The sequence below is a fragment of the Microbispora sp. NPDC046933 genome, assembly GCF_040644635.1.
Lineage (GTDB): Bacteria > Actinomycetota > Actinomycetes > Streptosporangiales > Streptosporangiaceae > Microbispora.
On record NZ_JBEYWW010000017.1, the window covers coordinates 138,455 to 159,202 of the forward strand.

Here is a 20,748-nt window from a genome sequence, read left to right on the forward strand (position 1 = left end):
AACACCAATGGCGCCATCGTCGCGAGCGAGCGAACCCTCGGACGACCACAACGGCGAATCGGCGATCAACCGATCCCACCAGTCGCCATCAGCGATATTCGAACGACGAGGGCGACCAGGATCGAAATCGAACAGATCCACCGCGCCCCCCTCAATGAATTCGAAATCTTGTTGCAATCTTTTCACCCAGCAGCCAGCCAAATCAACTGGCCATGGGGATTAGTTGGAGCGACAGGTGAACTCCCAAAAGGGGGAAAATGCTACATCCGGAGAATCGCCCCTAACGGTTCTCTCCGGCTCGTCGATTTATCGCTAATTCGCCAGTTCTGCCGCATAGGCGTGCTCATTTCGGAGCATCAGGGCCTTTCGGAATCAGCGATCGGCGTCGCGAGGCCGTACGACCGCGACGGGGCAGTGCGCGCGGTGCAGCACGGCATGGCTGACCGAGCCGATCAGCGCGCCGCGCACGCCGCCCAGCCCCCGGGAGCCCACGACCACGAGGTCGGCGACGAGCGAGGCCTCGGCCAGCGCCGGGACGGGGTGACCGCAGACCGCCGACTCGACGAGCGGGACGTCCGGGTGCTTGTCGCGCCACGGCGCGAGCCGCAGCCGCGCCGCCCGGCACTCGTTGTCGAAGATCTCCTCCAGCGCCGTTCCGTAGCCGACGGCGAAGGGCGAGAACATCGGCATCTCCCAGGCGTACACCGCGTGCACCCGCCCGTGCCGCGCCCGGGCCTCCTCGAAGGCGAAGTCCAGGGCCGCCTCCGAATGGGGTGATCCGTCGAAGCCGACGACGACCTCGTGGTAGCCGTCCCGGTGCGGTTTGCGCACCACCACGACAGGGACCTCCGCGTGACCGGCCAGGCCGAGACCGACGGACCCGAGGACCAGGCCGGAGAAGCCGCCCATCCCCCGGCTGCCGACCACGAGTGCGGCGGCACCGGCCGATTCGGCGCGCAGGGTCTCGACGACCGTCCCTTCGGCGAGATCCGTGGTCACCTCCAGGCCGGGGGCGACCTCGCGGGCGCGGGCGGCGGCCGCCGCGAGCACGCCCTCGCAGAACTCGCTGTAGGACTGGGCGAAGCCATCGACGGCGTGGAACGGGTACTCGTGCGCCCACGGCTCGCGCACATGGACGATCCTCAGGGTGGCTCCCCGGCGCCGCGCGTCGTCCGCCGCCCACTCCACCGCCGCCGTCGCGGGCTTCGATCCGTCGACGGCGACGACGATCTGTCCGGCCATGTACTTCTCCTCCTGTGCTCAAGCGATACGCGGACGCGCGGGGGTTGGTACTCCCGGGCCACCATCGCACCGTGTCCGCTGCCCACGGCACAGCTGACGAAAGTCCTCAAGCGCCGGGACTTCCGTACGGCGGTGGGACCTTCGACCCTGCCCGTGGGCCCGGTCCGGGGATGGGATGGAAGTCACGGGCCGCTTCCCCTGGCAGAAAGGCGGCGCCCCGCGACCGGAAGGGAGGCCGCCATGCACATGAAGGTGCAGGACGTCATGACCACGGACGTCGCGTCCGTCCACGCCGGCACGCCGTTCAGGGACATCGCCGAAGTGCTGATCGCCCGCGCCGTGGGCGCCGTCCCCGTCGTTGACGGGGACGGCCGTGTGCTCGGCGTCGTGTCCGAGGCCGACCTGCTGCACAAGGAGGAGTTCAGGGAGCAGTACTACCGCGAGGGCTACCGGCCGCCGCTGCGCGCGCGGCTGCGCGCCCGCCTCGGCCAGGAGGGCGCGGCGCGCTCCAAAGCCGCCGGCGAGACGGCCGCCGACCTGATGACCTCCCCCGCCGTCACCGTCACCGCCGGCACGACCACGGTCGCGGCGGCCCGCCTCATGGACGAGCACGGGGTCAAGCGGCTGCCCGTCGTGGACGCCGAGGGCCGGCTGCGGGGGATCGTCAGCCGCCACGACCTGCTCAAGACGTTCGTACGCGCCGACGGCGACATCGAGCGCGAGGTGCGCGTGGAGATCCTCGGCCGGAGCCTGTGGGCCGACACCTCCAGGGTGGGCGTCCACGTCCATCAGGGCGTGGTGACGCTCACGGGCCGGATGGACCGGCACAGTGCCGCGCGGATCGCCGTACGGATGACGCGCCGGGTCAGCGGAGTCGTCGACGTGGTGGACGAACTGCGGTGGGAGGAGGACGACTCCCCGGCGTGAGCGGCGGGCAAGGGGTTCAGGCCCTCGACAGCCTGATCACGTTCCAGGAGACCGGGGGCAGCACGATCCGGAGCGGGTCGTTCCGGTGATCGGTTATGGGGCGGGGCGTCACCCGATCGGGGTCGTCGGCGGTGTTGCGGGCGTAGACGTCCTCATGGGTGAGCGTCGTCGCCTCGGTGATCCGCACGGCCCCTCCACCTGCCCCCAGCGGCCCCGCGTCGAGCTCCAGCTCCACGGGTTCGCGCACCGACCGGTTCACCACGAACAGCGTCGTGTCCGCCTCGTCCTGGGTGGCGACCGCGTGGAGCACGGGCACCTCGCCGAACTCGGCCGTCTCGTACGACGGGCAGACGGGCTCGACCCGTACGACGTCGCCCCTGGCGTACCGTGCCGCCTGCGCGAACGGGTGGAAGGTGGTCTGCCGCCAGGCCCGGCCGCCCGGCTCGGTCATGATGGGCGCGATCACGTTCACGAGCTGGGCCAGGCAGGCCGCCGCGACCCGGTCGCTGTGCCGCAGCAGCGTGATGAGCAGGCCGCCGAGGGCCACGGCGTCCGCGAGGTGGTAGTGATCCTCCAGCAGCGGCGGCGCGACCGGCCAGTCCGGCGGGGGCGGCGCCGCCTGGAAACGGCTCATGTACCAGACGTTCCACTCGTCGAACGAGACGGAGATCCGCTTGCGGGAGCCGAGCCTGGCCCCCACCTGGTCGGCGGTGGAGACGACCGTGGAGATGAAGTGCTCCATGTCGGCCGCGCAGGCCAGGAATCCGCCGAGGTCGCCGTCCTTCTCCTCGTAGTAGGCGTGGCAGGAGATGTGGTCGACCAGGTCATAGGTTTCCTCCAGGACGGTCGCCTCCCAGGCGCCGAAGGTCGGCATGGAGGAGCCGGAGCTGCCGCAGGCCACCAGTTCGAGACCGGGGTCGACCATGCGCATGGCCCGGGCGGTCTCGGCGGCGAGCCTGCCGTACTCACGGGCGGTCTTGTGCCCGATCTGCCAGGGGCCGTCCATCTCGTTGCCCAGGCACCACATGCGGATGTCGTGCGGCTCCTTGGCGCCGTTGGCGATCCGCAGGTCCGACAGCGCGGTCCCGGACGGGATGTTGCAGTATTCGAGCAGGTCGACGGCTTCCTGGACGCCGCGGGTGCCGAGGTTGACCGCCATCATCGGCTCCAGGCCGGCCAGGCGGGTCCACCGGACGAACTCGTCGAGCCCGATCTCGTTGGTCTCGGTGCTGTGCCAGGCGAGGTCGAGCCGCCGGGGGCGCCGCTCGCGCGGGCCGACGCCGTCCTCCCAGCGGTAGCCGGAGACGAAGTTGCCGCCGGGGTAGCGCACGGTGGTCACGCCGAGCTCGCGGGTGAGCGCGAGCACGTCGCCGCGGAACCCCTCCTCGCCGGCCGTGGGATGGCCCGGCTCGTAGATGCCCGTGTAGACGCAGCGGCCGAGGTGCTCGACGAACGTGCCGAACGTGCGGCGCCGTACGGCGGCCACCCGGTGGGCGGGGTCGATGGTCAGCTGTGCCTGGAGCACGAGGGGATCTCCTTCACCGGGCAGGGGGCTCGCGGGCCGATTGTTAGCGCTCGCATCACCTCTGGTCAAGGTCGAGACCGTTCGCCCAGGTCATCTGCGGGCGGGATCGCTCCGGTGGCATGGGGTGGTTTTGATCTCCCGATGACCATGCCAATACGATGCCGCGCTGACGACACAGGCGATCTCGGGGGGTTGGACGATGAGGATCACGACTGCTCTGTGCGCGGCGGCGGCCGTGGTCGCCGCCGGCGCGACGGTGGGCGCCTCACCCGTCGCGGCGTCCGGCGCGAGCGCGCTGCCGCGCTGCCCGCTGGTGTTCGGGCACGGGGGTTACCCCGAGGGTGCGAACGGCTGGGCGAAGGACCAGATGCGCCAGCCCAACAACGTACGGGGGCTGAACGACCAGAAGTCCTGGGGAGCCGACGGCGTCGAGGCCGACGTCCAGCTCACCAAGGAAGGGACCAAGGCCGTGATGTGGCACAACAGCACCACTCACGGGCTGACCGGAAAGCAGCAGAAACTCACCGACATCTGGTGGACGTACGGCGCGGGGAACCTGGCCGGCCGCCGCGTCGTCCGTGGCCCGTACCGGGGCGAGCGCGTCTACTCGCTGCGGCAGTGGCTGGACCACGCGGGCTCCCTGGGGCTGGTCGCGCTCCTGGAGATCAAACCCGAGACCAAGCCCGTCCTCGCGAATCCAAAGTTCGCGGCGAAGGGATGGAAGGAGATCTCCGACCCGATCAGGGAACGCCAGGGAAAGCAGCGGATCATGGTCTACTCCACCGACCCCTGGATCCAGAGCGAGCTGGCCAAGCGTCACCCCGCCCTGCTGAAGGGATCCGCCGGCCGGTGGACCGACAGCGTCCACTGGACCGAGCCGGCTCCCTCGTGGAAGGGCAACGTGGCCCGGTGGCAGGCCGTGCTCGACCAGTCCCCGGGGAGCGTCATGACGAACTACCCCAAGGAATACCGCGCCTGGCTGCGGGGCAAGTGCCGTTAGGGAATGTCTGACATCCCGCCGGGCATGCTCTCAGTCAAGTGAACCTCTCGTGGCGGGAGCGAGCATCGTGACTGGCGGCGTGACAAACGGCCGGGCGGGCCGGGCCCGGTGGGCGCCCGCCGCGCTGGCCGCGCTCGGCCTGCTGGCGGGCGCGTGCGGAAACGGCCCAGGGACCGCTACAGGGACCGGTACAGGGACCGGTACAGCGGGCACTCCCATCCCCGCCGTCCCGGCGTCGGCCTCTCCCTCCGCGGGCTCTCTCGTGGCGGGCCGCTACCAGCCGCTGTGGCCGTTCGCCGACGAGAAGCAGGTGCGCGACTGGCAGGAGAGCTACCGCTCGGGCGGCCACCAGCCCTGGCACCTGGACGCGGAACGGACCGCGCTCGCCTTCACCCAGGGATTCCTGGGCTTCGGAGGTGTCGACCAGGTGGTCAAGCGTACGGTGACCGGCGCGGACGCCCGCGTCTCCGTCGGCATCCGCGGCGAGGGCGGGGGACGGCCCGGCATCGCCGCCGTCATCCACCTGGTCAGGTTCGGCACCGGGCCGGACGCCCCGTGGGAGGTGGTGGGCACCGACGACACCACCTTCTCCCTCACCACTCCCCGGTACGGCGCCCTCGTGTCCTCGCCCGTCAAGGTGGGCGGCAGGATCACCGGAGTGGACGAGAGCATCCGGGTGCGGGTGCGCGCGACCGGGAGCGCCGGCCCCCTTGGCGAGCGCTGCTGCGTGTCCGCCGGAGGGGACGACGCCCCCTGGTCCGCCACCGTGACCTTCCGCGCGGCCCCGGGCCGGACGCTCACCCTCGTCGCGAGCACCGGCGGCCACGTGGCCGAAGTCGAACGCTTCACCGTCACCGGCGTCCGGGTCGCCCAGTAGGTTCACACCGTCGATCTACCGGCGGTCTGCCGTCAGTGGCCCCGGCGGATCCACTCGTCGAGGTGCGGCAGCTCCGCGCCGATCGTCGTGCTGTCACCGTGGCCGGTGTGGACGACGGTCTCGGGCGGCAGGACGAGCAGGCGGTCGCGGATCGAGTCGATGATCACGCCGAAGTCGGAGAACGAGCGCCCGGTCGCGCCGGGGCCGCCCTGGAACAGGGTGTCGCCGGTGAAGACGACGCCGAGGCCGGGCGCGTGGAAGCAGCAGGCGCCGGGAGCGTGCCCGGGGGTGTGGAGCACTTCGAGGCGGGTTCCGGCGACCTCGATGACCTGCCCGTCGGACAGCGTGCCGCCGGGCTCGCGATCGGGGTGGGTGAGCCGCCAGACCGGCAGGTCGGCCGGGTGCAGCAGGACGGGCGCCCCGGTGGCCTCCGACAGCTCCGGCGCGACCCTGACGTGGTCGTCGTGGGCGTGGGTGGCGAGGATGGCCAGGACACGCCGGCCCGCGATCACGTCCGTGATCGCCTTGACGTCGTGGGGCGCGTCGAACACCACGCACTCGGCGTCGTCGCCGAGCACCCACACGTTGTTGTCGACGTCGAAGGTCTGGCCGTCCAGGCTGAAGGTGCCCGACGTGACGGCATGGTCGATACGGGCACTCACTTGAAGATCACCACCGTGCGGAACATGCCCCCCATTGTGCATGACCGGGATCACGGCCCCTGCCGCTGGTCCTCGGCGGTCCGGGAGGGCTTGGGCGGCAGCACCGGCTCCAGGCGGAACATCCCGGCCGACACCTCCTCGTGCCGGGGCGAGGCCCCCCGCCTGCCCGCGACCGCCACGAGCACGTCGGTCACGGTGACGAGACCCTGGAGGATGCCGGAGTTCCCGATGACCGGGACGACGTCCACCCCCGACTCCAGCATGACGTCCGCCACGGCGGGGAGCGAAGCGTCGGGCGGCACGTGCGGGCACCTCCGCCCGCCCAGCAACTGCCGCACCTGGCTGCTCGACTGCTCCGCGGGGCCGCCGGACCAGTGGGCCGCGATGTCCTCCCGCGTGAGCACGCCGATGATGCGGGAAGCCGAGTCCACCACGGGCAGGTGGTGCATCGACCCGCGGCGCATGAGTTCCCAGGCCATGAGCGGCGACTCGTCCGGCTTCACGGTCACGAGCACCCTGCTCATCACGTCGGCGGCGGTCATGGCTTCTACGGTCATCGTTCCTCCCTGGGCGGCGCCATCTCCATCCGACCACCGGGCGCGTGCCCGGCGCAGTGCCGAACGTCCCTACGGCCGGGGACCTCCGGCACCTGCCCGTACGGCCCGGGCGGCGGTGGAATGACCGTGCGGTGACCACAACGGCGACAGAGGCGGGAGGTGGCCCATGCTGGCCGGTGAGGTCATGAGCAGCCCGGCGATCACGTTGCGCCGCGACGACTCCGTGCGACGGGCGATCCGGGTGCTGTACGACCGCGACATCACGGCCGCCCCCGTGCTCGGGGAGCACGGCGAACTGGTCGGGATGGTCAGCGAGATCGACCTGCTGTGCGGCGCGTTCGCGCCGGGCGCGGCGGCGCCCCGCACGGTGGGAGACGTCATGTCACGTCAGGTGAGCACGGTCGAGGACACCACCGACGCGAGGGTGCTGACGGACCTCATGATCGCGAAGAGGATCAAGAGCGTGCCCGTGCTACGCGACGAGCGGGTCGTCGGGGTGGTCAGCCGCCGCGACCTCATGGCGCTGCTGGCCAGGTCGGACGAGGATCTGCGCGACGCCGTCCTGGCCGCGCTGCGCGAGCGCTACCCCTCCGAGACGTCCTGGGAGGTGGTCGTGCGCGACGGCGAGATCGACCTGCACGGCCCGGAGGGCCAGGGCCCCGGGCACGTGGCCGACCTGCTGGAGCGGACGGTCCCGGGGGTGCGGCCGGCCCGCCTGCTCCGGTAGCTCACCGCCGGCTCACCGCCGTACCTCTCCCCTCACCACCGCCACCGGGCAGTGCGCGTGGGCGAGCACGGCGCGGCTCACCGAGCCGAGCACGGCCGCGGTGAAGGCGTTGCGGCCGTGGGAGCCGACGACGAGCAGGACGGCCCGGGACGACGCCTCCAGGAGCGCGGAGACCGGATGGGCGCGGACCATGTCCAGCTCGGTCTTGACGTCGGCGTACCCGCCCTGCCACGGCTGCAGCTCCCCGCGCGCGTAGTCCTCCGCGGCCCGCCGCATCTCGTCCAGGTCCGAGGTGATCCCCGGGCCGTACGGCACCGGCGGCTCCCAGGCGCAGACGACCCGCACCGGGTGGCCGCGCAGCCGCGCCTCCTCGAACGCGTACGCCAGGGCGGGCCCGGACGCCTCCGAGCAGTCGAACCCCACCACGATCTCCGCCGCCTCCGGGGGTGCCGGCCGTACGACGACGACCGGCACGGCCACGTGGCCGGCGACCTGGTTGCCCACCGACCCGAGCAGCATGCCGGGGAAGCCGCCCGCGCCGTGGCTGCCGAGCACGACCTCGGCGGCGCGGGCGGCCTGGTCGCGCAGGACGCGGCCCGAACGCCCCTCGACCAGCTCGGTGGTCACGTCGAGGCCGGGCCGCCGGTCCCGGGCGACCCGCTCGGCGTGGTCGAGGATCTGCCACCCGGAGGGGGCCAGCCGGTCGTAGGAGTCGGGGATCGGATAGCGCGGGACGTCGTACGGCAGGCGGTCGGTGGCGTGGACCACCCGCAGGGGCGCGCCCCGCAGGGCGGCGTGGTCGGCCGCCCACTCCACCGCCTGGGTCGCCCCGGTGGACCCGTCGGTGCCGACGACGACCGGATCACTGTACGGATCGCTGAACGGCTCGGTCATGGCGCGATGCCTCCTCATGTCGACGGCAGCGGGACGCTCCAGCACAGGCGGGTGCCCCCGGCGGCGCGGGCCTCGGCTGCGCACGAGCCGCCCAGGCTCTCGGCGCGGTCGCGCAGGTTGCGCAGGCCGCTGCGGCGTCCCCGCGCCGGGATGCCGACCCCGTCGTCCTCCACGAGCAGGGTCAGCCGGTCCTTGTCCAGGCGCACGGTGACGGTGGCGCGGGTGGCGTGGGCATGCCGCACCACGTTGGAGATCGCCTCCCGCGCCACTGCCATCAGGTGCTCCCCGACGGGAGCGGGCACGCGGGTGTCGAGCTGTCCCTCCATGCGCAGGGCCGGCATGAAGCCGAGGGGCCCCCGCGCGCCCTCGACCAGCTCGGCGAGCCGGGCGCGCAGCCCGGGGGCGCCGGCCGGAGCCTGCAGGGCGAAGATCGTGGAGCGGATCTGCCGGATCGTGTCGTCGAGTTCGTCGATCGCGGTCCGCAGCCGCGCGGCCACCTCCGGGTGCTCCTCCAGCCGCGCGGCGCTCGTCAGCATCATGGCGACCGCGAACAGCCGCTGGATGACCACGTCGTGCAGGTCCTTGGCGATGCGGTCGCGGTCCTCGAGCAGGCCGAGCCGCTCGGCGTCCCTGCGCGCCTCGTCCAGTTCGAGCGCCACGGCCGCGTGCCCGGCGAAGGAGTGGAGCATGCGCACCTCCGGCCGGCTGAACGGGACGCGGCCGGGCCGCCTGCCGAGCGACAGCACCCCGCGCACCGCTCCCGGGGCCCCCAGCGGCACGGCGCACACCGCTCCCGCCTCCGCGACCGCGGTGAGGAGGTCGGTGTCGCCCAGGTCGGCGACCGCGCGGGGCTCGGCGTGCACGAAGGCCTGCCCGGCCAGCGAGCCCTCGACGGGCAGCCGGAGCACCCGGGCCGGGCCGGGCACGCCGTCCGCGATCGCGACCCGCAGCGTCCGGCCGCCGTCCTCCGGCAGCAGGATCGCCACCGCGTCGGCGCCGGCCATCTGCCGGGCGCGGCGGGCGATCAGCGTCAGCACCCGCGGCGTCTCCGCGCCGGACAGCAGGCTCGTCGTGATCTCCGCTGACGCCTGCAGCCAGGTCTCCCTGCGGCGGGTGTCCTCGTACAGGCGGGCGTTCTCGATCGCCACGCCGGCGGCGCTGGCGAGGGCCACGACGATCGCCTCGTCGTCCTCGTCGAACTCCCCGCCCCCGCGCTTCTCCGTCAGGTAGAGGTTGCCGAACACCTCGCCTCGGACGCGTACGGGCACGCCGAGGAAGCCGGCCATCGGGGGATGGCCGGGCGGGAAGCCGTACGACTCGGGGTGCGCGGAGATGCGGGCCAGCCGCAACGGCCGGGGTTCCTTGATCAGCAGCCCGAGCAGGCCCAGCCCGTGCGGCCAGTGCTCGATCCCGGCGATCTCCTCCTCGCTCAGCCCCACCGGGAGGAACCGGGCGAGCGTGTTGTCCTCCCCGATCACGCCGAGCGCGCCGTACCTGGCGTCGACCAGCGCGGCGGCGGTCTCGACGATCCGGCGCAGCACGGTCTCCAGATCGAGGTCCCCGCCCACCGAGACGACCGCCTCCAGCAACGCGTGGACCCGGTCACGCGTCGTCAGGACCGCCTGCAACCTCGTGTGCAGCTCGGTCAGCAGCCCGTCCAGGCGCGTCTGCGGGATCACGGTCCGCTCCCCCGTCGGCCCCACGCATGTCCGCCACAGTTGAAAGTGTCGCAAACCAGGGCACTGCGGGCTCCTGGTCTTTGCCAGGTCGCGACCGGCTTCTTACCCTCCGTGTGCGCTCACCCGCCGCCGGTCACGGACATACTCGGATAGAGCCCGATCGGACGCGGGGGTGCGCCATGAGTGATGCGCGTGACGGCGTCATCCGGGTCGCCTGGCACGGAGCCGACCGGTTCGACGTACGGATCGGGCGCCACGTGGTCCGCGCCGACCAGCCCGCGGACGTCGGCGGGAGCGACACCGGCCCCACTCCGGCCGAGCTGTTCGTGGGCAGCGTGGCCGCCGGTGTCGCCTGCTGCGCCGAACGCTACCTACGCCACCGTCAGCTGCCCGCCGGGGTGGGCGTCACCGCGCGATACCGCCTGGGCGTCTGCCCCGGGCGGATCGACTCCATCGAGCTGTCGGTGGACGCCCCCGGCCTGCCCGAGGGGCTGCGGGCCTCGCTCCTGTCGGTCCTGGAGCACTGCGCGGTCTGCACCACGTTGCGGGTGCCGCCGCAGGTCACGTTCGAGGTCCGCCAGGCCGTTCCCGAGACAGCCGTTCCCGCAGCTCATCGGCCGTACGGCGGGCCGCGGCCAGGACCGGCCGCGTCATCGGGGCCCCGGGGGTGAAGTCGCCGCCCTCGATTCCGGCGACGACCAGTTCCCCCGGCAGGCGGCCCAGGGCGAGTCCCAGCTCGACGGCGTCGGCCAGCCCGAGGGAGTGAGAGCCCGCGCAGCGCCACGCGGCGCGCGGCAGCGATCGCACGGGCCTGTGGACGGTGCCGGGCGGAGCGCCGGAGGAGACGGCGTCGACCACGATCGCGAGCGCGGCGCCCGACCACACCTCGACCAGCGCCGCCGGGTCCCCGGAGCTCTCCACGACGGCGACGGACGGCGGCAGCGTGCCCCGCAGCAGCCGCGCGACCCTTCTCGCACAGGAGGGCCAGTTCGTCCTCCGGCAGGGCGAGGCGCGGCGCCAGCAGGTCGCGCAGGTCCGCCTCGATGCGCGCCTGGTTCTGCGCGGTGGGGGCACGATGTCGGCCTCGGCCACCAGTCCGCCCTCGTCCAGCCGGTAGCGGTGGTAGAGCGTGCCGCGCGGGGCCTCCGACGCGCCGTGGCCGACGCCGGGCCGAGGCTCGACCGGCACGCACGGCCGCTCCGGCTCGGCGTACCCGCCGAGGAGGCGCAGCGCCTCGTCGCACGCATGGACGATCTCCACGGCCCGCACGACGATGCCGCGGTAGGGGTTGCGGCAGACGGGGCCGAGACCGGCGGCGGCGGCCGCCTCCCGGGCGAGCGGGGACAGCCGCGCCGAGTTGAGGGCGTACCGGGCCAGGGGGCCGGTGAGGTAGCCGGTCTCGCCGTCGAGCCTGGCGTGCAGCGCCGTGGAGTGCGGCACCTGTTCCTCGGTCACGTGGTCCGGCCACCGCGCCACCTCGAAGCCCGAGACCGGGCCGTGTCCGTCGCCGGTGACGACCGTGCCGGACAGGATGCCGTACTCGCCGGGGTGGCGCAGCGCGAGGAACCGGTAGTCGTGCTCGACGTCGGGGAAGTCGAACCCGGCGACCCAGGCGACGGTGGCGAGGGCGTGGTCGCGGGCGCGGCGCAGCCGCTCGGCGGCGGGGGCGAGCTCGCGCCGGGACGGCACCCGGTAGAAGCCGCCCACTCTGACGTTGACGGGGTGGATGGGCCGCCCGCCGATCGCGGTGATCAGCTCGTTGCCCGCCTTCTTCAGTTCGAGCCCGCGCTCGACCAGGTCGCGGCTGTCGGCGGCCATCGCGACGCCGCTCTCGTAGCCGAGGAAGTCGGGCGCGTGCAGCAGGTAGACGTGCAGCGCGTGCGACTCGATCCACTCGCCGTAGTACAGCAGCAGCCGCAGGTCGCGCAGCGGCCCGGTGACCTCGGCCCCGCAGGCCGCCTCGATCGCCGGGGAGCCTCAGCGGAGCCGGCCGACCCCGCCGAGGACGTAGCCGCCCTTGCTGTGCTCGATGAAGTCGCTGTCGTTGTGCCAGTCGGCCACGTCGACCAGCCCCGGCTCGACCAGCTCGAACCCGGCGAAGAACCGGGCGATGTGCTCGGGCGTGCGGTCGCGGAGCGCTGCCGTGGACTTCTCGTACACCGCCCGGGTCTCGGTGATCGTGTCCTCGCTGAGGCGGCCCTGGGTGCCGTGGGAGATGACGAGGTAGCTGCCGGGAGCCATGCGCTCGCGGAAGTAGGACACCACCCGCTCGGCGTCGTCGTCGTCCACGAAGTGCAGCACGGCGACGAACAGCACGGCCACCGGCTTGCTGAAGTCGATCAGCTCCTTCGTGACCGGGCTTTCGACGATCGTGTCCGGGTCGCGCATGTCGGCATGCACCACGCCCGTACGGCCGCTGCCGGTGAGCAGCGCCCGGCCGTGCGCGGCGACGATGGGGTCGTTGTCGACGTAGACGACGGTCGCCTCGGGATCGACCTCGTGGGCGACCTCGTGGACGTTGCCCTGCGTGGGAATGCCGGTGCCGAGGTCGAGGAACTGCCGGATGCCCGACTCGCTGAGGAAGCGGACGGCGCGGCCGAGGAACTCCCGGTTCTGCCTGATCACGAGGCGGCCGTCGGAGCCGACCAGTTCGAGCAGTTTCTCGGCGGCGGCCCTGTCCACCGCGAAGTTGTCCTTGCCGCCCAGCCACCAGTCGTAGATCCGCGCCACACTCGGCGTGGAGAAGTCGATGGCCTTCAGCGCTTCCTCGTCCCGGCTCACCCGCGATCCCCTTTTCTCACGTTCGCCGCCGATCCTAACGAACGTTGATCGATTTCGGGGGACCGGTCACGGCCGCCCGGTAGTCGCCGGCGATGCGCGCCGCGACGGTCAGCAGCGGATCGACCAGGCGGGGCAGCTCGCGCACCCGCCTCGAGGAGACCACGATGCCGACGGCCGCGACGGCCCGGTCTCCGACCAGCACCGGCGCGGCGGCCGAGCAGGAGCCGAGCGTCATCTCCTCGTGGGTGGTCGCGTACCCCTGGGCGCGCACCTGCGCCAGCTCGCGGGCCAGCCGGCCCGGCTCGGTGATCGTGTGCGGGGTGGGACGCTCCAGCGGCCGGGACAGGTAGGAGCTGACGAACCAGCCCGGCTCGAAGGCGAGCAGCGCCTTGCCGACGCCGGTCGGGTGCATGGGCAGGCGCGAGCCGGTCCGCGACACGATCGGCACGGCCCGCTTGCCGTACACCTTGTCCACGTAGAGCACCTCGACCCCGTCGCGCACCGCCAGGTGGACGTTCTCCCCGGTGCCGCCGAACAGCTCCTGCAGCCAGGGGTGCGCCACCTCGTGCAGCGGGTCGGGGGCGAGCTGTCCCAGCTCCCACAGGCGGCGGCCGATCTGGTAGCGCCCGTCGGCGCCGCGGCGTAGGGCGCGCCACTCCTCCAGCTCCGCGACGAGCCGGTGGACGGTGCTCAGCGCCATGCCGGTACGCCCGGCGATCTCCGTCAGCGTGAGCCGGGGATGGTGGGCGTCGAAGGCACCGAGGATGGCCAGCACCCGGGACGTCACGGAGCGCCCCAGGTCGCGTGCGCCGCCGGCCATGTGACTCCCTCTTCCACTCAGTAGAAGCAAAGCCTACGCGGAACGGCGGATGCTTCCCGATGCTTGAGCCATGCGAACTCAGGTCGGGATCATCGGGGCCGGACCCGCCGGCCTGCTGCTCTCCCATCTCCTCCATCTGCGCGGGATCGAGTCCGTCGTGCTCGAACGCCGCAGCAGGGAGTACGTCGAGCGGCGGGTGCGGGCGGGGGTGCTCGAACAGGGCACGGTGGACACGCTCATCGAGGCGGGCGTGGGCGAGCGGCTGAAGCGGGAGGGCCTGCCCCACCACGGCATCGAGCTGCGGTACGGCGGAGCGGGCCACCGGATCCCCTTCGAGCGGCTGGTGCCCGGCCGGTCCATCACCGTGTACGGCCAGCAGGAGGTCGTCAAGGACCTGATCGCCGCCCGGCTGGCGGACGGGGGCGACGTCCGCTTCGAGGTGGACGACGTGGCGGTGCACGACATCGACACCGACCGGCCGTACCTCACCTTCACCGGTTCGGCCGGCGCGGAGGAGCGGCTGGACTGCGACGTGATCGCGGGGTGCGACGGCTTCCACGGCGTGTCCCGGACGTCGATCCCCGAGGGCGTGCTGACCGAGTATCGCCGCGACTACCCCTTCGCCTGGCTCGGCATCCTGGCCCGGGTGAAGCCGTCGTCGGAAGAGCTGATCTACGCGCGGACCGAGCGCGGCTTCGCGCTGCACAGCATGCGCTCTCCGGAGATCAGCCGCTTCTACCTCCAGGTGGCGCCCGACGAGGACCTCGCCGCGTGGCCCGACGAGCGGATCTGGGCCGAGCTGCGCGCCCGGCTGGAGACCGTGCCCGGCTTCACCCTCGCGACCGGCGACATCGTCGAAAGAGGGATCACGCCGATGCGCGGCTTCGTGGCCGAGCCCATGCAGTACGGCAGGCTGTTCCTGGCCGGGGACGCGGCCCACATCGTGCCGCCGACCGGCGCGAAGGGGCTCAACCTGGCGGTGGCCGACGTGCGGGTGCTGACCGAGGCGCTGGCCCGCTTCTTCGCCGACGGCTCGACGGAGGCGCTGGACGGCTACTCGCGGGCCTGCCTGCCCCGGGTGTGGCGGGCCCAGCACTTCTCGTGGTGGATGACGACGCTGCTGCACACGTTCGAGTCCGACGACGCCTACGCCCGGCGGCTGCAGACCTCCTACCTCGACTACGTGACGTCCTCGGAGGCGGCCGGGACGACGCTGGCGGAGAACTACGTGGGCCTGCCATACGAAACCCCGAAGGAGGAGACATCGTGACGCACCCGCCCTACCTCTACCCGGACTACGCCAGCACGGTCCTGCGGGCGCCGTCCCGGCCGCCGTTGGAGATGAAGGAGGATCCGGAGGCGGCCGAGCTGACCGGCCCGGTCTTCGGTCGCGACGAGGTGGACCCGCTCGACGCCGACCTGACCGCGGGCCACGCGGGCGAGCCGCTCGGGGAGCGCATCATCGTCACCGGGCGGATCCTCGACGCGTCGGGGCGGCCGGTGCGGAACACGCTGGTGGAGATCTGGCAGGCGAACTCCGCCGGCCGGTACGCCCACCATCGCGACCAGCACCCGGCGCCGCTCGACCCCAACTTCACGGGCGCGGGCCGGTGCCTGACCGACGACGAGGGCCGCTACCGGTTCGTCACGATCAAGCCGGGGGCCTATCCCTGGCGCAACCACCCGAACGCCTGGCGGCCCGCGCACATCCACTTCTCGGTGTTCGGCACGGCCTTCACCCAGCGCCTGGTGACGCAGATGTACTTCCCCGGCGACCCGCTGTTCGCCTTCGACCCGATCTTCCAGTCCATCCCCGACCCGGCCGCGCGCGAGCGGCTCGTCTCCACCTTCGACCTGGACGTCACCGAGCCGGAGTGGGCGCTCGGCTACCGGTGGGACGTGGTGCTCGGCCGTACCCCGATGGAGACCCCGATGGAGGACGCGTGACCACCCCTTCGCAGACCGTCGGCCCGTTCTTCGGGTACGCCCTGCCGTACGCGGGCGACTGGGAGCTCGTCCCTGAGGGCCATCCGGGGGCCGTGACGATCACCGGCCGCGTGCTGGACGGGGCGGGCGAGCCGGTGCCGGACGCCCTGCTGGAGCTGTGGACGGGCGAGACCGGCACCCGGGGGGCCCTGGGCCGCGGCGGAGCCGGGGTCTGCGGCTTCGGCCGGTGCGGCACCGCGCCCGACGGCTCCTACCGGTTCCGCACCGCGCCGCCGTCCCGGCCGTACCTCGCGTTGCTGGTCTTCGCGCGGGGCCTGCTCAAGCCGGTGCGGACCCGCGTCTACCTCGCCGACGCGCCCGACCCCCTGCTCGACTCCCTCGACCGGGCCCGCCGCGCGACGTTGCTGGCCCGCCCGGAGGGGCAGGACGTCTACCGGTTCGACGTACGGCTGCAGGGCGAGGAGGAGACGGTCTTCCTTGATTTCTGACGCGGGTTCTGACGCGGGTTCTGATCGCGGCCTGCTCTCCCCGGTGTGGGCGGGCACTGACGTGGCGGCGGTCACGGCCGACGACGCCTGGCTGCGGGCGATGCTGGAGGCGGAGGTCTGCCTCGCGCGGGCGCAGGCCCGCCTCGGCGTCGTCCCTGAGCGGGCCGTCGCCGCGATCGCCGAGGCGGCCCGGCTCCTGACGCGGGAGGACCGCTACGACGTCGCCGATCTCGCCCGCCGCGCCAGGGACGCCGGCAACCCCGTGGTGCCGCTGGTCAAGGATCTGCGGGCCGCCGCGGGCGATGCGGGGTCCTGGGTTCACCACGGCGCCACCAGCCAGGACATCCTCGACACGGCGGCGATGCTGGTGGCCGCGCGGGCCCGCGAGGTGATCCTGCGCCATCTCAGCCGGGTGCTCGCCGGGCTGGCGCGGCTGGCCGGCGAGCACCGCGACACCCCGATGGCGGGCCGTACGCTCGGGCAGCAGGCGGTGCCCACCACGTTCGGGCTGAAGGCCGCCGGATGGCTGGTCGGCTGCCGGGACGCGCGCGACCGCCTGGCGGCGGTGCGGCTGCCGGTCCAGCTCGGCGGCGCGGCCGGCACCATGGCCGGGTACGGCGAGCGGGCCCTCGACCTGCTGCCCCTGTTCGCGGCCGAGACCGGGCTGGCCGAGCCGGTGCTGCCCTGGCATGCGCTGCGCACGCCCGTGACCGACCTGGCCTGCGCGCTCGCCGCCGTCACGGGCGCGCTGGGCAAGCTCGCCACCGACGTGATCCTGCTGGCGCAGAGCGAGGTGGGCGAGGTCGCCGAACCCGCCGCGCCGGGCCGGGGCGGCTCGTCGGCGATGGCCCACAAGCGCAACCCGGTGCTCGCCACGATGATCAGGTCGGCGGCGCTGCAGGCGCCCGCGCTCGCGCAGATCCTGCTCGCCTCGCGGGTCGCCGAGCACGAGCGGCCCGCGGGGAGCTGGCACGCCGAGTGGCAGCCGCTGCGCGAGTGCCTGCGCCTGGCCGGCGGCGCGGCCGAGACGGCCGCCGAGCTGGCCGAGGGGCTGGAGGTGTTCCCCGAGCGCATGCGGCACAATCTCGATCATCTGCTCGCCGTGCTGGCCGATCACGGGGAAGACCCCGGCGTCGGATCCGCGTCCGCTCTCGTGGACCGGGCCCTGCAGCACCATGAGGGAAAGGCATCATGATCCTGCATCACCGCCTCGACGGGCCGCCGGACGCGCCGGTCGTCGTGCTCGGGCCCTCGCTGGGCACGACGCTCGACCTGTGGGAGCCGCAGCTTCCCGCGCTCACGCGCACCTGGCGGGTGCTCCGCTACGACCTGCCCGGCCACGGCGGGTCGCCGGCCGCGTCCGGCTTCACCCGTGATCCGACCGTGGACGACCTCGCCGCCGGGGTGCTGGCCCTGCTGGACCGGCACGGCCTGGACGCGGTCGCGTACGCCGGGGTGTCGCTGGGCGGGGCCGTCGGGACCACGCTGGCGCTCACCGCGCCGGACCGGGTCGCGAGCCTGGTCCTGTGCTGCACCTCCGCCCGGTTCGGCACGGCCGAGAGCTGGCACGAACGCGCGGCGCTGGTCCGCGCGGAGGGCACGAAACCCCTGACCGAGGCGACGAGGAGCCGGTGGTTCACGGCGGGCTTCCCCGACGCCGAGCGCTACCTGGACATGCTGCGTGGCGCGGACCCGGAGGGATACGCCGCCTGCTGCGAGGCACTGGCGGTCTTCGACGTCCGCGACCGGCTCGGCGAGGTCCGCGCGCCCGCGCTGGTGATCGCCGGAGCCGAGGACCCGGCGACCCCGCCCGCGCACGCCGAGGTCCTGGCCGGGGGCATCCCGGACGCCGAGCTGCTGGTCGTTGCGGGGGCCGCCCACCTGGCCACCGCCGAACGCCCGGACGTCGTGAACGAGGCGATCACCCGGCATCTGACCACCCGCTGGAGGACGCCATGAGCTACGAGGACGGAATGCGGGTGCGCCGGGAGGTGCTGGGCGACGCGCACGTGGACCGGGCGCAGGCGCGGACCACCGAGTTCACCGCGGACTTCCAGGACCTGATCACCCGGTACGCGTGGGGCGAGATCTGGACCCGGCCGGGGCTGGACCGCCGGACCCGCAGCTGCATCACGCTCACCGCGCTGGTGGCGCGCGGGCAGCTGGAGGAGCTGGCCATGCACGTGCGGGCCGCGCGGCGCAACGGCCTCACGACCGACGAGATCAAGGAGGTGCTGCTGCAGACCGCGATCTACTGCGGGGTGCCCGCCGCCAACGCCGCGTTCGCCGTCGCCCAGCGGGTGCTGGCGGAGGACCCAGGGGAGGAGGCCGGATGACCTTTCTGGTGGTCGGCGAGAGCCTGGTCGACCTGATCGGCACGCCGGGATCGTGGACCTTCACCGCCGTGCCCGGCGGCAGCCCGCTCAACGTCGCGGTGGCGCTGGCCGCGCTGGGCCGCACGGTGCGGTTCGCCGGGGAGACCGGGGACGACTTCTTCGGCGGCCTGCTGCGCGATCACCTGGCCCGCCACGGCCTCGGGACCGGCGACCTCGCCCCGGCGGCGGCGACCGGCCTGGCCTTCGCCCGGGTCGGCGCGGACGGCTCGGCCTCCTACGACTTCCGCTTCGACTGGCGGTTCTCGGCCCCGGTCACGCTCGACGGGGTGACCTGCCTGCACACCGGCTCCCTGGCCGTGCTCGCCGGGCCCGGCGCCGCCCACGTGCGGGACGTGATGCGGGCCGCCGCGGAGGCGGGGATCACGGTGTCCTACGACCCGAACATCCGGCCGTCCCTCATCGGCGACCGGGCGCGCGCCCTGGCCCACGTCGAGGAGTGCGTACGGCTCTCGCGCCTGGTCAAGGTGAGCGCCGAGGACCTCGACTGGCTCTACCCGGGTGAGCCCTGGCCCGACGTGGCGCGACGATGGGCCGGCCTGGGCCCGCGGCTCGTGGTGGTCACCCGGGGCGGCGACGGCGCCGCGGCGGTGCTGCGTGACGGGAGCATGGGCGGCGAGGTGATCACGTGTCCGGCCCCCGCCGTCGAGGTCGTGGACACGGTCGGCGCGGGTGACACCTTCACCGCCGCCTACCTCGACGCGCTCGACGGCGCTCCGTTGAGCACGGATCTGAGCCCCGGGCGCGTGGCCGAGGCGCTGCGGCAGGGGTGCGCCGCGGCCGCGATCGTGTGCACCCGCGCCGGCGCGGTCCCGCCGACCCGGGAGGAGGTGAAGTCCTTTTCCCTGGGTACGGGTGCCTCACGAGCCGAGGAGGGACCCAAGTGATCGAAATCATCCCTGTCGAGACCCCCTCGCTGGGCGACCGCAGCTACCTCGTCACCGACGGGGAGGTCGCCTTCGTGGTGGACCCGCAGCGGGACGTCGACCGGATGCTCCGCCTGGCCGAGCGGCGCGGCGTCGAGATCCGCCACGTGTTCGAGACCCACGTGCACAACGACTACGTGACCGGCGGGCCCGCCCTGGCCTGGGCCGCCGGCGCGGACTACCACGTCAACTCGGCCGACCCCGTGGCGTTCGACCGGAGCCCCGTCGAGGACGGAGACGTGGTCGAGGTGGGCCCGCGGACGCGCCTGCGGGTCGTCGCCACCCCCGGCCACACCTTCACCCACCTGGCGTACGTGCTGGAGTCCCCGGACCGGCCGCCCGCCGTCTTCACCGGAGGCTCGCTGCTGCTCGGCACGACCGGGCGGCCCGACCTGCTCGGCCCCGAGCACACCGGCACGCTGGCGCGCGCCCAGTACGCCTCGGCGCGCCGGCTGGCCCGCGAACTGCCGGCCGAGACGGACGTCCTGCCCACCCACGGGTTCGGCAGCTTCTGCGCGGCCACGCAGTCGGAGGTCACCGAGTCGACGCTCGGCCGGGAGCGGCGGGTCAACCCGGTCCTGACCCGGGGCGAGGACGAGTACGTGGAGTCGCTGCTGGCCGGGCTGGACGCCTACCCGGCGTACTACGCGCACATGGCATCGCTCAACCAGGCCGGGCCGCACGCGCCCGACCTGTCCGCGCCGCACCGTGCGGACGCCGCCGAACTGCGCCGCCGCCTGCGGGCCGGCGAGTGGGTGGTGGACCTGCGGTCCCGTACGGCGTTCGCGGCCGGCCACCTGGCGGGAACGCTGAACTTCGGGCTGGACGGGAACCTCGCCGTCTATCTGGGCTGGCTCCTACCCTGGGGAGCGCCGGTGACCCTGCTCGGCGAGACGCCCGGAGACATCGCGCGGGCCCAGCGCGAACTGGCGCGGATCGGCATCGACCGCCCGGCAGCGGCCGCCACCGGAAAACCCACCGAGTGGACCGGCGGCGACGAACCCCGGACCATGCCGACGGCGACGTTCGCCGATCTGGCCGCCGTGCGCCGCCGCCGTCCGATCGTGGTCCTGGACGTGCGCCGCGAGGTGGAGTGGCGCGAGTCGCACGTCCCCGGCGCGGTCCACATCCCGCTGCACGAGCTGCCCGCGCGGCTGGGCGAGGTGCCGGACGGCGAGGTGTGGACGCACTGCGCGACCGGCTACCGGGCGTCCATCGCCGCCTCGATCCTGGCCGCCGCCGGGCGGGACGTGGTGGCCGTGCACGACGAGTACGACGCCCGGGCGGCCGCCGCCTGATCCGT

The 20,748-nt window shown here is 73.3% G+C and carries 22 protein-coding genes; 13 read left to right on the plus strand and 9 right to left on the minus strand.

Going from position 1 to position 20,748, the window contains the following annotated elements:
• Window positions 1-372 precede the first annotated feature (372 nt).
• The gene (locus ABZ857_RS23280) at window positions 373-1,242 is read right to left on the minus strand and encodes a universal stress protein (protein WP_357046142.1); all 870 of its coding nucleotides are present in this window, start codon (window positions 1,240-1,242) and stop codon (window positions 373-375) included.
• 240 nt (window positions 1,243-1,482) lie between these two features.
• On the opposite strand from ABZ857_RS23280, the gene ABZ857_RS23285 reads away from it, so the two are divergent.
• Window positions 1,483-2,169, plus strand: coding sequence for a CBS domain-containing protein (locus ABZ857_RS23285; protein ID WP_357046144.1), 687 nt, complete (start codon window positions 1,483-1,485; stop codon window positions 2,167-2,169).
• Between the two features lie 16 nt (window positions 2,170-2,185).
• Here ABZ857_RS23285 and ABZ857_RS23290 read toward each other — a convergent pair whose 3' ends face one another.
• A complete protein-coding gene (locus ABZ857_RS23290; RefSeq protein ID WP_357046146.1) occupies window positions 2,186-3,694 on the minus strand; it encodes an alpha-N-arabinofuranosidase in 1,509 nt (502 codons plus the stop codon).
• Between the two features lie 199 nt (window positions 3,695-3,893).
• On the opposite strand from ABZ857_RS23290, the gene ABZ857_RS23295 reads away from it, so the two are divergent.
• Together ABZ857_RS23295 and ABZ857_RS23300 are read left to right on the plus strand one after the other, a co-directional pair.
• Complete coding sequence (locus ABZ857_RS23295) at window positions 3,894-4,694, plus strand: glycerophosphodiester phosphodiesterase family protein (protein WP_357046148.1); 801 nt, start codon at window positions 3,894-3,896, stop codon at window positions 4,692-4,694.
• Between the two features lie 79 nt (window positions 4,695-4,773).
• Complete coding sequence (locus ABZ857_RS23300; protein ID WP_357046150.1) at window positions 4,774-5,571, plus strand: hypothetical protein; 798 nt, start codon at window positions 4,774-4,776, stop codon at window positions 5,569-5,571.
• Between the two features lie 32 nt (window positions 5,572-5,603).
• Here the strand turns inward: ABZ857_RS23300 and ABZ857_RS23305 are convergent, their stop codons facing one another.
• A complete protein-coding gene (locus ABZ857_RS23305) occupies window positions 5,604-6,233 on the minus strand; it encodes an MBL fold metallo-hydrolase (protein WP_357046152.1) in 630 nt (209 codons plus the stop codon).
• Between the two features lie 50 nt (window positions 6,234-6,283).
• A complete protein-coding gene (locus ABZ857_RS23310; protein ID WP_357046154.1) occupies window positions 6,284-6,790 on the minus strand; it encodes a CBS domain-containing protein in 507 nt (168 codons plus the stop codon).
• A gap of 166 nt (window positions 6,791-6,956) precedes the next feature.
• Between ABZ857_RS23310 and ABZ857_RS23315 the strand changes: the two genes are divergently transcribed.
• Entirely contained in the window at window positions 6,957-7,517 is a 561-nt protein-coding gene (locus tag ABZ857_RS23315) for a CBS domain-containing protein (protein WP_357046155.1), read from the plus strand.
• Between the two features lie 12 nt (window positions 7,518-7,529).
• On the opposite strand, the gene ABZ857_RS23320 is transcribed toward ABZ857_RS23315, so the two are convergent.
• The gene (locus ABZ857_RS23320; RefSeq protein WP_357046157.1) at window positions 7,530-8,411 is read right to left on the minus strand and encodes a universal stress protein; all 882 of its coding nucleotides are present in this window, start codon (window positions 8,409-8,411) and stop codon (window positions 7,530-7,532) included.
• Window positions 8,412-8,425: 14 nt separating this feature from the next.
• Complete coding sequence (locus ABZ857_RS23325) at window positions 8,426-10,090, minus strand: GAF domain-containing protein (RefSeq protein ID WP_357046159.1); 1,665 nt, start codon at window positions 10,088-10,090, stop codon at window positions 8,426-8,428.
• Window positions 10,091-10,269: 179 nt separating this feature from the next.
• On the opposite strand from ABZ857_RS23325, the gene ABZ857_RS23330 reads away from it, so the two are divergent.
• A complete protein-coding gene (locus ABZ857_RS23330) occupies window positions 10,270-10,761 on the plus strand; it encodes an OsmC family protein (RefSeq protein ID WP_357046161.1) in 492 nt (163 codons plus the stop codon).
• On the opposite strand, the gene ABZ857_RS23335 is transcribed toward ABZ857_RS23330, so the two are convergent.
• From ABZ857_RS23335 to ABZ857_RS23345, 3 genes are all read right to left on the minus strand, one after another.
• Window positions 10,652-11,908, minus strand: coding sequence for a hydrogenase maturation protease (locus tag ABZ857_RS23335; protein ID WP_357046163.1), 1,257 nt, complete (start codon window positions 11,906-11,908; stop codon window positions 10,652-10,654). The genes ABZ857_RS23330 and ABZ857_RS23335 overlap by 110 nt on opposite strands.
• A gap of 159 nt (window positions 11,909-12,067) precedes the next feature.
• Entirely contained in the window at window positions 12,068-12,871 is an 804-nt protein-coding gene (locus tag ABZ857_RS23340; RefSeq protein ID WP_357046165.1) for an SAM-dependent methyltransferase, read from the minus strand.
• A 34-nt stretch (window positions 12,872-12,905) separates the two neighbouring features.
• Entirely contained in the window at window positions 12,906-13,691 is a 786-nt protein-coding gene (locus tag ABZ857_RS23345) for an IclR family transcriptional regulator (protein WP_357046167.1), read from the minus strand.
• 70 nt (window positions 13,692-13,761) lie between these two features.
• Between ABZ857_RS23345 and pobA the strand changes: the two genes are divergently transcribed.
• The 8 genes from pobA to ABZ857_RS23385 are packed head-to-tail and all read left to right on the plus strand — an operon-like array spanning window position 13,762 to window position 20,743.
• Window positions 13,762-14,961: a 4-hydroxybenzoate 3-monooxygenase gene (pobA, locus tag ABZ857_RS23350; RefSeq protein WP_357046169.1), complete on the plus strand. Its 1,200-nt coding sequence runs from the start codon at window positions 13,762-13,764 to the stop codon at window positions 14,959-14,961.
• Window positions 14,958-15,638: a protocatechuate 3,4-dioxygenase subunit beta gene (gene pcaH, locus ABZ857_RS23355; RefSeq protein WP_357046172.1), complete on the plus strand. Its 681-nt coding sequence runs from the start codon at window positions 14,958-14,960 to the stop codon at window positions 15,636-15,638. The genes pobA and pcaH overlap by 4 nt, the downstream gene beginning before the upstream one ends.
• Complete coding sequence (pcaG, locus tag ABZ857_RS23360; RefSeq protein ID WP_357046174.1) at window positions 15,635-16,126, plus strand: protocatechuate 3,4-dioxygenase subunit alpha; 492 nt, start codon at window positions 15,635-15,637, stop codon at window positions 16,124-16,126. The genes pcaH and pcaG overlap by 4 nt, the downstream gene beginning before the upstream one ends.
• Window positions 16,116-17,321, plus strand: a complete 1,206-nt coding sequence (pcaB, locus tag ABZ857_RS23365) for a 3-carboxy-cis,cis-muconate cycloisomerase (protein ID WP_357046176.1) — start codon at window positions 16,116-16,118, stop codon at window positions 17,319-17,321. Before pcaG ends, pcaB begins: the two co-directional genes overlap by 11 nt.
• Complete coding sequence (pcaD, locus tag ABZ857_RS23370; RefSeq protein ID WP_357046178.1) at window positions 17,318-18,085, plus strand: 3-oxoadipate enol-lactonase; 768 nt, start codon at window positions 17,318-17,320, stop codon at window positions 18,083-18,085. Before pcaB ends, pcaD begins: the two co-directional genes overlap by 4 nt.
• Window positions 18,082-18,462 carry a 4-carboxymuconolactone decarboxylase gene (pcaC, locus tag ABZ857_RS23375; RefSeq protein WP_357046180.1) on the plus strand — a complete coding sequence of 127 codons (381 nt, stop codon included), beginning with the start codon at window positions 18,082-18,084 and terminating at the stop codon, window positions 18,460-18,462. Before pcaD ends, pcaC begins: the two co-directional genes overlap by 4 nt.
• Window positions 18,459-19,406, plus strand: a complete 948-nt coding sequence (locus ABZ857_RS23380) for a carbohydrate kinase (RefSeq protein ID WP_357046182.1) — start codon at window positions 18,459-18,461, stop codon at window positions 19,404-19,406. The genes pcaC and ABZ857_RS23380 overlap by 4 nt, the downstream gene beginning before the upstream one ends.
• Window positions 19,403-20,743, plus strand: coding sequence for an MBL fold metallo-hydrolase (locus ABZ857_RS23385; RefSeq protein WP_357046184.1), 1,341 nt, complete (start codon window positions 19,403-19,405; stop codon window positions 20,741-20,743). The genes ABZ857_RS23380 and ABZ857_RS23385 overlap by 4 nt, the downstream gene beginning before the upstream one ends.
• The last annotated feature ends 5 nt before the right edge of the window (window positions 20,744-20,748 follow it).